Origin of the sequence: Zhenhengia sp. (genome assembly GCF_046966505.1) — a bacterium.
In the GTDB taxonomy this organism is placed as follows: domain Bacteria; phylum Bacillota; class Clostridia; order Lachnospirales; family Cellulosilyticaceae; genus Zhenhengia; species Zhenhengia yiwuensis.
In genome coordinates, this window is sequence record NZ_JBKVCH010000013.1 from 18,398 (window position 1) to 32,571 (window position 14,174).

15 protein-coding genes are annotated in these 14,174 nt (G+C 34.4%); 2 read left to right on the forward strand and 13 right to left on the reverse strand.

From position 1 onward, the window contains the following. Positions 1-106: 106 nt before the first annotated feature. A complete protein-coding gene (locus ACLTBU_RS13315; protein ID WP_177668909.1) occupies positions 107-454 on the reverse strand; it encodes a zinc ribbon domain-containing protein YjdM in 348 nt (115 codons plus the stop codon). A 193-nt stretch (positions 455-647) separates the two neighbouring features. Between ACLTBU_RS13315 and ACLTBU_RS13320 the strand changes: the two genes are divergently transcribed. After that, positions 648-2,462 (forward strand): DUF4091 domain-containing protein, encoded by a 1,815-nt coding sequence (locus ACLTBU_RS13320; protein ID WP_412219367.1) that lies wholly within the window; start codon positions 648-650, stop codon positions 2,460-2,462. A gap of 661 nt (positions 2,463-3,123) precedes the next feature. On the opposite strand, the gene ACLTBU_RS13325 is transcribed toward ACLTBU_RS13320, so the two are convergent. The 10 genes from ACLTBU_RS13325 to ACLTBU_RS13370 form a co-directional block, all read right to left on the reverse strand. Beyond that, on the reverse strand, positions 3,124-3,711 hold the full coding sequence (locus ACLTBU_RS13325) for an AAA family ATPase (protein WP_412219368.1): 588 nt from the start codon (positions 3,709-3,711) through the stop codon (positions 3,124-3,126). Between the two features lie 9 nt (positions 3,712-3,720). Then, positions 3,721-4,974, reverse strand: coding sequence for a hypothetical protein (locus tag ACLTBU_RS13330; RefSeq protein ID WP_412219370.1), 1,254 nt, complete (start codon positions 4,972-4,974; stop codon positions 3,721-3,723). After that, positions 4,949-5,131 (reverse strand): DNA mismatch repair protein MutT, encoded by a 183-nt coding sequence (locus tag ACLTBU_RS13335; protein WP_412219371.1) that lies wholly within the window; start codon positions 5,129-5,131, stop codon positions 4,949-4,951. Before ACLTBU_RS13335 ends, ACLTBU_RS13330 begins: the two co-directional genes overlap by 26 nt. 60 nt (positions 5,132-5,191) lie before the next feature. Beyond that, positions 5,192-5,629 carry an NUDIX domain-containing protein gene (locus ACLTBU_RS13340; RefSeq protein ID WP_412219373.1) on the reverse strand — a complete coding sequence of 146 codons (438 nt, stop codon included), beginning with the start codon at positions 5,627-5,629 and terminating at the stop codon, positions 5,192-5,194. A gap of 53 nt (positions 5,630-5,682) precedes the next feature. Further along, entirely contained in the window at positions 5,683-6,150 is a 468-nt protein-coding gene (locus ACLTBU_RS13345; protein WP_412219375.1) for a GNAT family N-acetyltransferase, read from the reverse strand. 43 nt (positions 6,151-6,193) lie between these two features. After that, positions 6,194-6,613 carry a GNAT family N-acetyltransferase gene (locus ACLTBU_RS13350; protein ID WP_412219377.1) on the reverse strand — a complete coding sequence of 140 codons (420 nt, stop codon included), beginning with the start codon at positions 6,611-6,613 and terminating at the stop codon, positions 6,194-6,196. 12 nt (positions 6,614-6,625) lie between these two features. After that, positions 6,626-6,946, reverse strand: coding sequence for a GNAT family N-acetyltransferase (locus ACLTBU_RS13355; protein WP_412219467.1), 321 nt, complete (start codon positions 6,944-6,946; stop codon positions 6,626-6,628). 341 nt (positions 6,947-7,287) lie between these two features. Then, the gene (locus ACLTBU_RS13360; protein ID WP_412219378.1) at positions 7,288-8,058 is read right to left on the reverse strand and encodes a copper amine oxidase N-terminal domain-containing protein; all 771 of its coding nucleotides are present in this window, start codon (positions 8,056-8,058) and stop codon (positions 7,288-7,290) included. Between the two features lie 77 nt (positions 8,059-8,135). After that, on the reverse strand, positions 8,136-8,663 hold the full coding sequence (locus ACLTBU_RS13365) for a DUF402 domain-containing protein (RefSeq protein WP_412219380.1): 528 nt from the start codon (positions 8,661-8,663) through the stop codon (positions 8,136-8,138). Positions 8,664-8,973: 310 nt separating this feature from the next. Further along, the gene (locus tag ACLTBU_RS13370; RefSeq protein ID WP_412219382.1) at positions 8,974-10,212 is read right to left on the reverse strand and encodes an HAD-IA family hydrolase; all 1,239 of its coding nucleotides are present in this window, start codon (positions 10,210-10,212) and stop codon (positions 8,974-8,976) included. Between the two features lie 206 nt (positions 10,213-10,418). Between ACLTBU_RS13370 and ACLTBU_RS13375 the strand changes: the two genes are divergently transcribed. Continuing rightward, the gene (locus tag ACLTBU_RS13375) at positions 10,419-11,087 is read left to right on the forward strand and encodes a YdeI/OmpD-associated family protein (protein WP_412219383.1); all 669 of its coding nucleotides are present in this window, start codon (positions 10,419-10,421) and stop codon (positions 11,085-11,087) included. A gap of 79 nt (positions 11,088-11,166) precedes the next feature. Here ACLTBU_RS13375 and ACLTBU_RS13380 read toward each other — a convergent pair whose 3' ends face one another. Then, positions 11,167-12,375 carry an ABC transporter permease gene (locus ACLTBU_RS13380; protein WP_412219386.1) on the reverse strand — a complete coding sequence of 403 codons (1,209 nt, stop codon included), beginning with the start codon at positions 12,373-12,375 and terminating at the stop codon, positions 11,167-11,169. Continuing rightward, positions 12,375-14,165, reverse strand: coding sequence for a biotin/lipoyl-binding protein (locus ACLTBU_RS13385; RefSeq protein ID WP_412219388.1), 1,791 nt, complete (start codon positions 14,163-14,165; stop codon positions 12,375-12,377). Before ACLTBU_RS13385 ends, ACLTBU_RS13380 begins: the two co-directional genes overlap by 1 nt. Positions 14,166-14,174 lie beyond the last annotated feature (9 nt).

The following is a 14,174-nucleotide window of genomic DNA, read 5'->3' on the forward strand; positions in this document are numbered from 1 at the left end:
TCTTTACCTATATAGTAGAGAATGAATTAAATGCGTTGCACATTATTTTATTATTTTATCATCAAAAAAAGTCCCACTTCACGTAGGACTTCTCTTATCACATTTATTATGCTTTTTTAACGAACTCTGATTTTAATTTCATAGCACCAAATCCATCAATTTTACAATCAATATCATGGCCATCTGCTGCATCATAAATTAAACGGATACCTTTTACTTTTGTTCCAATTTTAATAGAAGATGAGCTACCTTTAACTTTAAGGTCTTTGATTACTGTTACAGTATCTCCATCTGCTAAAACGTTACCGTTTGAATCTTTGATTACTTGCACGTCCTCACTAGCTTCTTCACTTCCTGGTGTCCACTCATGTGCACATTCTGGACAAACTAAAAGGCTACCATCTTCATAAGTATATTCTGAATTACATTTTGGGCAATTTGGTAAATGTTCCATGTTTATCTCTCCATTTCTCGTCTCATTCTAGTCTTTCTCAAGCTTCTCTATACTATCATAGTCTTGTCATCTTGACAAATCTAATGCTTTCCATTTATTTTTTCTTAAATATTGACTCTTATTATTCCTTATATTATGTTAAAGAAGTATATTATCAAAATATTAAATAAACTAATTTCAAAGGAGAATTTTAATGAGCTTAGCAAAGTGGCTACAAGGAAGTATAGTTGATACAGGTTTACAGTATACAAAGCAATACTCTCATGAAATAAGTAATCTACAGGTAACTCATCAATCCTTATGGGCTTGGAAAAGCGACAAAGCCCTATCGGAAATTGTTTTACTTAGCAAAGCACACCTTATACAAGATATACATATTGAAATCAGTGATTTTAAAAGTGATACAGCTTGTCTAGCAAAGGAACATATTAAAACTTTTTTTGTTAAAGAAGTCAAAGGCTTTATAGGACATGCAGGATGGTATGCTCATAATCTGGAAGGCATTATGCCTACAGGACCTAAAGAATCTTTTCCAGATGTACTTATGGAAAAAACTGCATTTTCTTTAGAAGCACACACTCCTGCATCCATTTGGATAGAGTTTAATGTACCTGATCATGCCAAGGCTGGCATATATAAAGGTACGATTAGCTTCTTGTCTACATTAGATGATGAAAAACTTGTTTTTGACTATGAATTAGAAGTTTTAGATGCAGTGCTTCCTAGTGCTAGAAACTATAGGTTCGATGTAGAATACTGGCATCATCCTTATAGCAGTGCAGAATATTATAATGTAGTACCATTCTCATCAGAGCACCTAGACTTATTAAAATCTCATTTATCTCTGTATAAAGAATTAGGCGGACATGCTCTTACAGCTACTATTGTAGAGGAGGCTTGGGGTGGTCAAACCTATAGCAAAAATCCAGTTCATTACCCTTCTATGATTAAATGGATTAAAACATTAAAGGGGAAATGGTCATTTGATTATACCCATTTTGATAAGTGGGTTCAATTAGGAAAAGATTTAAATATAGCCGATGTGGTCATTTGTTATAGTATGCTTCCTTGGAATAATGAAATTACTTACTATGATGAGCTCACTATGAAACAGCACACTATAACTGTTAGTATTGATCATTTACAAGAATACCGCTCTGTATGGATTCCTTTTTTAGAAGCCTTTATTGAGCACTTAGATGAGAAAAGCTGGTTCGACACTATTTATATGGGCTATGACGAAAGACACAATATGGGCGCTGTTTTTGATATTGTAGATGAGATTAAAAATAAAGATGGAAAAACTTTAAACAAGTCCGCTGCCTTTAATGACTTTGAAGGTAATCAACAAATCTTTAATCGTTTAGATAGTGCAAGTGTAGGCCTTGAAGAAATCCGCCAATCTGTAGAAAGCTTTAAAGCGCAAGTAGAAAAGAGAAAACGAGAAGGTAAAAAGACTACTATGTATACAGCAACAGAGCATTTCCCTAATAGTTTTATTAAATCTATGCCTGTGGAAAGTTACTGGACCATTATGTATGCAGGCTCCCTAGGGGCAACAGGTTATCTTCGCTGGGCATTTGATGCCTGGGTAGAAGACCCATTAGAAGATGCTACACATTCAGCTTTTCAAGCTGGGGACTGTTTTTTAGTTTATCCTTCTCCTAAAGAAAAGAAAGTTAAACATTCTCTTAGGTCTATAAGGCTTACTAAATTAGATGAAGGTGTTAGAGATTTAAATAAACTTTATCTTATCAAAGAAACAAATGCCTATTTTAAACATAAGGTAGAAACTCTATTAGAGAAAGTAAAAAGTCAGTACCCCTATGAAGAAGTAGAAACACCTACTTCCTGGGCTATAGCTGGTAGACCAGCAAAATGGGCGACGTCTGATACTAAATATCATATGGTGCAAGATATGAATGCCCTAAAGGCTCAAATAAAAGATATAACCCAAGATTATATTCATTACCTAAAAATAAGCAACGCCAATACAGAGAAATTTTAAATATATTTTTGTACATATTTTAATTTTTCTTTTCATAATACCTAAACTGACTTTGTAAGGCTTGTTTAATTTCCACTCTATGCTTTTATCTAAAATGCTAAAGTTAAATTTTTTTCTTATTTTTGCGGAGCATTTTGCTTTCTCATTCCTATATATAGGATATAAGGATGCGAACCAAATCCTAGGCAAGTTCTATTCCTTTAATCGTTCTAAGAAATCCTTTTATCTTCTTGAGTTTCCCCCTTACTCAAGATATAAAACTTTCTTAGAACACCGCACTACTTAGTGGTGGCAACTAAGTAGATACGAGAAATATTCTAATTACCTATCAATATGGTACTTTAGGCTACGCTTACGGTAACTCCTACCTATGGCAGGCAGACTTAGCCCCTTGCAGTGATACATACACTGGTATCCCTTTCACCTATAGCGCCTAATCCGCACTCCCATAGCGAGGTAATATCTTCCGCTATGACCTATCTACCTACTTGATATACCTCATGAATAAATCTCTTGCGTTTAAACTATATTTTGCCACACAAACAAAAAGCATACTTAGGCTCGTCTATTTTAATTAAGGGGGAGACGGCTTAGGTATGCTTTTTGTACATTTTTATTTATAACTCCACTCTTTCACTTTAGCCTGCATATATCTTTCTCACTATCTTATATGTTTAATCATTGTATAAATTCTATCTAACTTTTTCTTTATAGCACTCCTTCTGTCTGGCACTAAGGTTAAGTTACTTCTTCTAGCAATCTCTAATACTACTTCATCAATAGTCATAGCATCCGTCTGAATAATGCCTTCTGTAATCTCATTCTGAAAAGCTACTAAACACCTATCTATCTGCTGTGCTGCCCAGCTTGTTTCATACTCAAGGCGCTTTCTTAATCGTTTTAAAAGCGTACTTTTATTTGCATATAAAATATAGTGATGTACCTCTACTTGCTCTAATCTTAGCTTACTAATTAATTCATCATAGTATTGCTTATTGCTGATTGTCATAGGCACAATTACTGGTCCTCTATAAACTTCATCCATATACTTTAACATTTTATAATTAAAATCACGCCACATAGGGTAATCTTGAAAATCACTTTGCTTAACCTGCTCTGGTATATTTTCTCTTATAAAATAACCTATATTTTCTGGGTCATAGACAAAGGCATCTTGTAAATGCCTCTTAAGTTCAAAAGCTGTTTGTGTCTTACCCGATCCAAATGCACCATTAATCCATATAATCATTATGTTCTCCTAATCTATCAAAATGCTTTCTTCTGGTATGATGATATATCTTGAAAATAGTTCAACTTCTAAAGCTTCATCAAAATCTTTCTCTACAGTCTTAAGGAGTTCTATGCGCACAGGATACCCATTAAGACCATTCCCCTTACATACAAAACCTACACTGCCTGAATACATTCTATGCTCAGGTTCTGCCTCTAAATATTCTTTAAGGAAAAAGTTAAGCTGTTCCCCATCTTCTGTCTCATAATGTAATAAAATTAAAGCTTTATCTGGTGGACAAACCTCCTCCAAATGCTTTATGTACTCTTCTTTAAAGTGCTCTCGCTCCGCTGGCTCAATATTTTGCAATATTTCTTCTAGCCTTTGTAAACCTTCATCATAATAATAGCACTTTTCAACTTCATCTATATAGAAAGCGCGCTTCTTTCCTGTCGCTTCGTCAAAGTACTGAATCCTCGTATTCGGCTCCGCCTTACCTATCTTTATCCTAAAAGGATGTTCTATACGAACAGTATAATGAGACTCGTCCACATTCAAAATCATAGGCATAAGTTTATTTAGATTATCTACTGGAAGCTCTGTATCACTTTCTAATCTATACTCACTTAATATAAGCTCTTCCATAGAACCCTCTAACCATTCCTTAGGTATAAGGCCTTTCTCTTTAAAGTACGTATAGGTCTCATAATCACTTTCATGGTAATACATTAACCTTCTTGCTGAACTTCCTTCCATCATGAATTCTTGACCCGCAAACTTTATAGCTTTAATATACAAATTGTTTAGGCCATACATAGGCTCATTCTGCAACCTCTCTATCATTTTTTCACGGTTAGTCTTATAGTCTTTTCTATGTATACTGCTCTTTTCCGCTTGTCCTTCTTGGTACAACATAAGTAATTTTCTTGTACCTTCTTCTTTTACTATACTTAATAACTGTATTTCCACCCCTCTTATAACAACCTGCTTATTGATAGCTGTTTCTTCTTCTAGCAGTAAGTATTCTTCTTTCAGCTTTTGCCTCACATAATCTACAAGTTTAGGATGAATAAGTGGATAAGTTAGTGCCTTGGGCATCTCCTCACATAAGACTACTTTTTCTATTTCTGATGGAGGTAAGTCAGTAAATTCCTCTATATTGGCAAAGTATAATCTTCCAAAGGTTTCCTTTCCCTTATTGATAACAGAGTAAATGCCCATATCCTTTAATTTAAAACCAAGTGCCCCCGTTTCCTCATAAAGTTCTCTCTGCCGTATCAAAGATATCTTCGCCTTCTTCTCTATGCCCTCCGGGCACCTCTAAGGTATCTCTTTCCCTATGCTTGCAATATACCCACTTATCTTGATATCTTGAAACAATAACTGCAAACTCTAAAAGCTCATCTGCTACTTCTTCATAAAATTTAACTTCTATCATATGCCCCTCCATTTTCTTTTATCCTACTTCATTCGTTTTGATAAACTTCATTGTAACATCCTATTTTCTATAATTCTCTAAAAAATTCTTTATCGCCCATCCTTGTGCCTTTATATACATTTTTGTTTCTATATCTTCTATTGAAATCCATTCAAGTTTATGGTCTATTTCTACGGGTTCTACAATCTTTTCTCCAAGCTCACCATAATAGTAATACTGTACGGGATGAAAATACCCTAATTCCTTATGTAGCCAATACTCTTCTGCAGAACATATATAGGAATGCACATTAGCAGTAAAACCTGTTTCTTCAAGAATCTCTCGCTTTATACAATCCATATGATTTTCGTTACCCTCTAAGCCTCCACCAAGCAAAAAATAACCTTTAGGCATTTTTACAACCGCTACTTTATCCCCATCTATACAAATTAAGTATGCACCTAATCTATCGTAATAAGCATTACCTTCAACTTTTTCTCCAAATGTTTTATCTACCAATGCATCTACTTCCTTCCTATAAAGTAACTATCTAGTTCACTAAGTATTAATCCCTATGATAGTTTAATAATCGGATAATATCTTTCATCATCTTCCTTAAAAGTTGCATTATACTTTTCCCATATTTTCTTCGATGCAATATTTTCTTTCAGTATACTGGCTGTTACAGATGCATATCCCAGCTCTTTTACTATTAGCAACATTTGCTTAAAAGCTTGTGTGCAAATACCTTGTCCCCATGCATCACTTTTTATCCAATATCCAAGACTAGCTATTTCATCATCTTTATGTACAAAAGATATAGATCCTACTGCCCTATCATTTTTTACTATTGCAAAACATCTTCCTCTCTTTTTAGTCTCCCATTTTGTGCATCCTTGTACATACTCTAAACCATTAATTGTTGTCAGCTTAGAATTAGGAGATAATTCTTTATGTAATTTCTTATCCGTGCTTAATATTTCTGCTAGTTCATCACTATATTTTAAACTTAATTGCTTGACTACTATCAGTTTTCTCACCTCATCCTCTTCTTATGGAATAAAATATCTATCTATTATGTATTTAGATTACAAAGGTAACAAAGGAACCACATATGCTCCCATCATGCATCTTAATTGGTGAAATCCCAAATCTATTTTTAGCCCATAATAGATGTGATGCCCTATTATGAATATCACAATAAGCTCTTACTTGATAAACGCCCTCACTGGTTGCTTTTTCAATACATTTCTGTACCAATGCACTCCCAATCCCTTTACATTGATGCCCTTCGAAAACCTCTATTACATTAATAAAATCTTCTATTTTTTCTCCAACTGGGGCTTCAATCTGCCTTCTAAAACTCCATAAAAATCCTATTATCTGCTCCTTCTCGTCTTTAGCGACAATTAGACTCCCTCCATCTGATAACACCCCAGCCGTATAAGGATATTGGCTTATAATATGCTTTTTCGTATCCTCTGTACCAAATTCAATTTTCATAAGTTCTTCCCCCTATTTATCTCTTATCCTCTTAGCCATCCAAATATCTGGTTTGCCAAATCCATTTGCATCAGGGAATACTCCTACTATTTTGTAGCCTTGCTTCTCATAAAAAGCATAAGGATGGCGATCTAGATTACGGATATTTTTAATCTTTTCATAAGTATCTTCAAAAAGGTCTCCTTCTGATAAGCTTGTCTTACCGTCTTCATCATCTGTTCCAAGATAAATCATAATGCCGCCTTGCTTATAGACTTCTTCTTCTAAAGCTGCAACAAGCTTTGTCCCTATTCCCTTTGACTGATAAGATGGTTCTACTGCTACGAGAGCAATCCTTTCTTCTTAGACAAATTTCTCCATCTCTTCTAAGGCTTCTTCCTTTGTATCCCATGCATGTTCAAAACATACTACAAGAAGCTCTGCCCCTTCATGTATTCACTGTTTATTTTCTCTTTTAAGTTTTTCTATTTTCATTTTATGCTCTCCTTTAAATTCACTAAGAAAATAGCCTTTAAGAGTTATACTCTTAAAGGCTATTTATGTTCTAACTATTTTATTATTCTGCTGAGGTCCTCTATCCTCTTCTCGCCTTATATATATACAAGTATAGCATATTTTATAATAGGCTTACTATTCTGAACTCAAATTTTTTATTAAATTCTCTAATCTAAAGGTTATTCTCTACTTTTATTTATAAAATGCATAGTCCAGTCGGAAATCGTACAATCCGCAAACATAGAAAAATATTCACTTGGGACATAGACACTTCCATCTATAAGCTTAGGCGCTACGCCCACACTAAAAGGTGCTGACATACCTATTGCATTAACACTTTTATACAAATAGGAATCAAACCCAATTTGTACCTTAGACTCTATACTTCCATTATTTAATGTTGCAGTGTATGTGGCTGCATCCCATTCCACTTCAAAACCCATAGCCTCTGCTATATTTCTTAAAGGTAACATAACCTGGCCCATATAATGACTAGGTAGATTATGACCTAAGTCTACTGTCTCACCATCTACAGTCACTTTTTCAATGAGTACTTCACTCAGTGCTTTGTACACCTTCTCCATATCTATCTCTTTATTTGCTGCAGCTTTAGAAATTATGGCACTCTTTTCTTCATGAGATATCATTTCTGACCAAGTTTCCATAGGATAGTCTTTAAGCTCAATAATACCTAGTTTTTCTGCCCTTTCCATAGCTGGTAAAGCATAATGTGTATCCATAATAGGTGGCAATTGATTCTTATCATTCACTGCTTGTAAAATCACTGTAATAAACTCAGCCTTTGTAATAGGTATATTCCTATTAATAACATGAGTGGATACTCCTTGGTCTGCAAGAGGTATAATCTCATTAGTTGGTTCACTTGCATATAAGTTTATACTTGAGAATGCTACAAACGCCACTAATGTCCATATCAAACTCTTCTTCATTATTATCTACCCCCATTGATTAAACATTCAACTTACTCTAATAATGAGACGTATGATTACAAAAAAAGTTCCTACTTTTAATGATCTAAGACTTCTAAGTAATGTGGTAAAAATACAGTAAGAAACTCCTCATCTCTAATCACTTCTTCAACTAATTTTTCATAAGTTCTATACGCCAAATCATATTCTTCCTTTGTGATAGTCCCTTCATCAAGCGCTTCTTGCAGTTCATCTTCATCTATTAAGTGCACACTAAAATCAGGTGCTACAATAACATCTAAATATAAGTCTTCAAAATAAGGTATGTTTCTTTCATCTACCCCATTTTCTTTAGTCATATCAAAGTACCACTCTACAATTTCATTATGTCTATTATAAATAGCTGTTACACACCAAGTCTCATTGTCCGGCAAAAAGATTATGCCCTTATAGCCATCATCACATAAGCATACTTCTGCATTATAATGTGCTTTTAATTTTCTTTTGACAGAACCCATTTTAACTAAGGAAGCATACCCCTTCCATTCACCATCTACATATATCCATTTGTAAGAACGCTCAGCAAGCCAAGCCCAATTACTTCCATCTAAATACTTTCTTTTCATCTATTCATTCCTCATTTTATTTAGTCTTGTATCTATTTTATCTGTTTTTAGTAAAGTTTTTATGCATAAAATGCTTATTTCCCTTTTTTCTAGAGTATACAGGATTAAGATAACATTTTAAATGCATAATGTCATTTAGCATATGTTTTTCAAATGTATTATCCAAATATTTGGTTATAATAAAATGCTACAATTGAATATGATGCTAGTAAGCAAAAACTTATCTACACAAGGTATGCCAACAAGGTTTTTGAACTCGTATTGGTAGAAATAATTGCATTTATAAAAACTGATACCACAAATGATTACATCATTTAAATCTACGCTCTTCTAATCTGTCTATTAATGCTTTATAAGTTTTAATTTCTAGTACTTTTGAAGGTTCATAGACTTCAACCTTCTCTTGCTTATTAAACCAAATAGGGTAAATCCCTGCATTTTGTGCACCTATCACATCATATTTAAAACTATTACCTATGTACCATACTTCCTCTGATTTTAAGTTAAGTTTTTTAAGCGCCAATTCAAAAATTCTTTTATTTGGTTTTCTAAAGCCATATTCACTTGTTGAAATAACAAATTCAAACCGACTATCATCAATGTCATATGCTCTTAACTCTTCCCTTATAGCTTCTTCTGAAAAGGATGAGTTGCTTAATATGGCCTTCCTAATCCCCTGCTTTTCTAGATAATCTAAAAACTCTAGTACACCTTCCATAGCCATTCCTTTAAAAGCTGATTGGTTAAAGATATTTTCCATTTGTATAGGGTCTAGCTCAAAGGAAATACTGTGCATTTCATAAAGAAAGCGTTGAAAACTTCTCATACTGTATTCAATCCCTGTCTGCTCTCTTGATTCATTAAAAGCCTCTCCCATTTCTATAGCATAAGTTTGTATTTCTTCTGCCGTTACTTGGTCTGGATTATGAGCTTTCTCTAATAAAGCTTTGGTTCCTTCTAACGGCTCAGCTTCTATATATTCTATCAGTGTATCCCCTGCATCAAATAAAATAGCTTTAGGCCTATGCATCTTTCTATTTTGCTCTTTCCACCTAAGTGCATCACGTTCCATCTTCTTTACAAAATCATCTTTTCCATCGCAATAGGCTTCTATATCATTTGGATATGTTAATGCTAGAGTTTCTTTTAACTTACCATATTCTAAGGCTACGTCATCATGTACTCTTAGATAATCACGTACTGCCAGATGCCTCTTGATATTTTCCGCATTACTCTCCTCAAAGATATGTACTTGGTGTGTGCGTTCATCTTTACCTTTTCTAAAGTATCTTCGTCCTTTTATTCCGAACTCACCCATGCACTCATAGCCTATTTTTTCGAATTCCAAGTTAAACCCATCCACTTCTTCAATCTTTTTAACTACAGGCATGATATCAATAATTGGTTTTGCCTTTAATCCCTCAACAGATGTGCTGCCAATATGATGCACTTCAACAAGCAAATCCCCTAGAATATGTTCAATGGCCTTAGCCTCTTGCTCATACATCATTTTCCATTCTTTATTGTAATCTACAACTTGTACTCTCATCTTTGCCTCCCTTCTAAAAATAAACACAAATTTTCTTTAGCAACCTTTAGTAGTGATTATATCATAACACTAATAATCTTTTGTATTATTCCGAAATCTATATTGATAAATTATTATTTTTCTTCGTATAGATTGCTTATTCTTATTTCTAATGTTATGGTCGTATTAAGAAAAATATTTCTAACAATAAATGAGGATATACACTTATGACACAAGTAAAAACAGTATTAGATAAATTAAAAATTGAAAACTATAAAAACAGATTATTCTTAAATGTACCCCCTACAGTTACAGAGCTACAAGATATTTTTGCAGATTATAAGGTACAACAAACCCAATATGATTGTATATTTTCCTTTGTATTTTCTTTAGAGGAATTTGAAAAAGCTATTGATAAGGTTGTAGAGCAAAATCTACTAGCAGAGGGAGGCTACCTTTATCTGGTCTATCCTAAAAAAGGTAACAAACACTATGATACCTTTATCCATAGAGACAGTATTATGACACTCCCTATGGATGAAGATGGCTATTTCAAAGAAAGTTTATTAAAATTTTCAAGAATGGTCGCTTTTAATGATACTTTTACAGTCTGTGGCTTAAGACATCTCAAAAAAGCATTAAAAAAATCCACTAAACCTAGTCAGTGTGTAGATGATTATAAAGATAAAGTTACAGATTTAAAGGTCTATTTCCAAAACCAACCTGAAATTCTTGAACGCTACGTGGCACTGACCCCAGGCTATCAAAGAGATTGGGCACGTTACGTCTATAGTGCTAGAACGCAAAACACTATTGATAAACGCTTAATAGAGATGGCAGAAATCTTAAAGCAAGGCTTCAAGACTAAGCAGCTCTACACTAAAAGCAAACAATAAAGTTCCCTTATCTTATAAATCTAAAAAAGCCTTACACTAGACGAATAGTGCAAGGCTTTTTATCTTAAAAACCAATAAATTAACTTAACAATTTAGTCCACTTATTAATAATAAATGTAATCAGGAGATACATAGGCATTACACCCCAGAAGGCCTCAATCATCGTTACTTGCCCTTCTAAGCGATAGACTAACATAATAGTTATAAAACTCAGCATAATAGCACCTAAAGTACTATAGAACAATGTCTTACCCTCTTCTACTTTAGCTATTTTACTAAAGGCTAGCATCCCTATACAAGTTATGCTAAAACCTCCTACTATCATGGCTTTTATTCCGTTATACCATCCATCTCCTATTAAAGCAGGCAAGGCCTGTAACTGTCTGCTATTTTCTATGAATCCATCTATGAGTTTTGACCAGAATGTAAAGTCTGACCATTTATTTGGAATAATATAAGAAGGTATGTAGGTTATAAGCTGCATCATCTCTATTGTTATCCAGGTTAAACCTAGTGCTATAATACTTAAAAGAATAGCTGATACCCAGTATCTATGGGTACTATAGATGAATTTATACAGTTTAATAAGCCCATAAAATCCTAATAGATAACCTGGTAAAAGTGCTAGTCCACTTAATAAAATGCTCGTTAAAGATAAGTTTCTTAGTAGGCTTTCAGGCAAGTTATATTTAAATTTTAATGTACTTATCACCCCTTCTACATTTTCTTTATCTACAAGTTGTACCCTCAGCGCACTAAACTTTGTTTCTTTATCTGCCATATCTGCTTGGGTGATGATTCTATTACTTTTTTCTTTAAGTACACCTCTTACCACATACGCCTTATCCCCTACTATAAGACTTTGACCTACAACATCGGTACTTCCCCACAAGCTATAGGCTACACCTTCACTTATGATTGTACCTTCCCTATCACCTTCATAGAGTGTTTGTCCTTGTAGTTTTTCTACAGGAAACAGCATGGTTAGGTTACCATATACTTTAACAACTTCTCCTGTTACATTTTTAGCAAGTTCTTTATTCCTTAAATCTTCTTTAGGGCTTTGCTCCCATGCTATAAAACTTTTTACGATTTTTTCACTACTTTCGCTTTCTCCTTTTTGAAGGTTCTTCATAGTCCTAACATCCAGCTTTTCTCTATCATAGCGAAGTTCTACGACATCTTCTAATGCTTGTATTTTCTGCGCATTTATTAGACATATACTCCATGCAAATAGGGTTATAAATACAACAAGTACATATGAAACAATGCGCTTATACGCCCTCATCATTGTTCAACCAGGCGGACTCTATCGCCTGCTAAAATAGGTTTATTGCTTCTTATAATGACTCTATCTTCTACACTGAGTGGGCCTTCTACAGCTACACTACTTTGATTCTTATCTCGTACCATCACATCAACTCTTTCAGCGAGGATTTGTTCACCCAGAGTTGTCGTTTGCTGCTTTGCTACCAGGATATATTGACTTCCATTGTCTTCTTTTAACGCTTCAATAGGTAGAATGTAACGGTACTTGTCAGATTCTTTAGTTACTTTCAGTGTAGCACGCATCCCTGGTTCACCTTTTGGCACGCTAATACTTACTTTCTTCTTACCGTCTGTATCTCCTTGTACGCGTACAATATTTTCTACTACTGTATTTTCTAGAGGTGTTTTCTCTCCTTCCAGGGTAACTTGTACTTGATCTCCTATTTGAATATACTCAGCTTCTTCCTTACTTAAATGCGCTTCAAGTATATATTCACTTGTATCTCTAACAAATACAAGAAGATCCCCTTGTGTTGTCGTATCACCTTTTTTAACCTTTACTTCTCCAATAATACCTGCGGATGGTGCTTTTAATTGACCACCTTCTTCCGTAGCCTTTTGCAATCTAGCAATCTCTCTTTTCTTTGCTTCTATATCTAACTGCATAAGCTCTTTCTCAATGCTTTCTTTTTGAAGATCTTGTTCTTTATTAAGTGCTAGATTTTCTTCTTCACTTTCTGCTTTTACTAGGTCTTTTTTCGCATCTTCTATTTTTCTATCTAGGTCCGCTATTGCATCTTCTCTGCTTACTATTGTATCTTCTAATAAGCGTTCTTGCTCTTTAACTTGATTTCTTGCTACCTTAACCTTTTCCTCCTCTTGCTTAAAGAGCTCATCATCTATCTCGCCGTTTTCAAGTTTTTGTATCCTTTCTTTAGCTTTTTGAAGGGATTCTTCAGCAGCTTTTAGCGTACGTTCCCAGTCTGATTTTGTAATTTCATACTCCATCTCGGCACGTTCTAATGCTTGCAATGCAGCTGTTGCCTCTCCTCCTCCTAAGAGCCAGAGATTTTCTTTAGCTTCGTCTACTGTTTGCTGAGCTCGTTTTAGGGCCTTATCCTTTTCATATTTTTGATCATTTAAATACTTTTGTGCTTCTTTTTCTGCTTCTTTTGCTTCTGTAAGTTGTTCTTCTAAGCTCTCTTCTTGGAAAGTAGCAAAGTTGGCTTCTGCTTCCTTTAAGTCTTCTTCAGCTTCTCTTACTTTCTCTTTTGCACGTTCTACTTGAATATCTTCTTTTTTCACAAGCTCTATTTTATCTTTTTCAAGTTCTGTTAATGTTTTCTTAGCTGTTTCCATAGGTGAATGATTTGCTGTAAAGTCTTTGTTTAGACCAAGCTGTTCTAACCTAAGTTGTAACTTCTTTAAATCACCCTCTGCAGTCTCTAGCTTCTCTTTTATCTCTTTGGCATCTAATTCTAAAAGAACATCTCCTTTTTGAACATGCTCCCCCTCTTCTACAAATACGTTTTTCACAAGGAGTCCTTCCCCCACTTCCATACTCTCTTCATCTCTCGCTTTGAGGGTACCGCTTACTTCTACCTTTTGATCAATACGCCCACCTTTTGGTCTTTCTGCTACGACCTGCGGTGTTGTAATGGCATCAGCAGACCTTGAAAGCCCTGTAAGCGCCACCATAATAATGAGGAAGCCACCTAATGCCTTTATAGCGATTTGCTTCACTTTATCCCTCTCCTCTTTTGGAGGAGGAAGTTCTTTTTTAAGCCTATTTTCTAAATTTATATTCATTAATTCAAA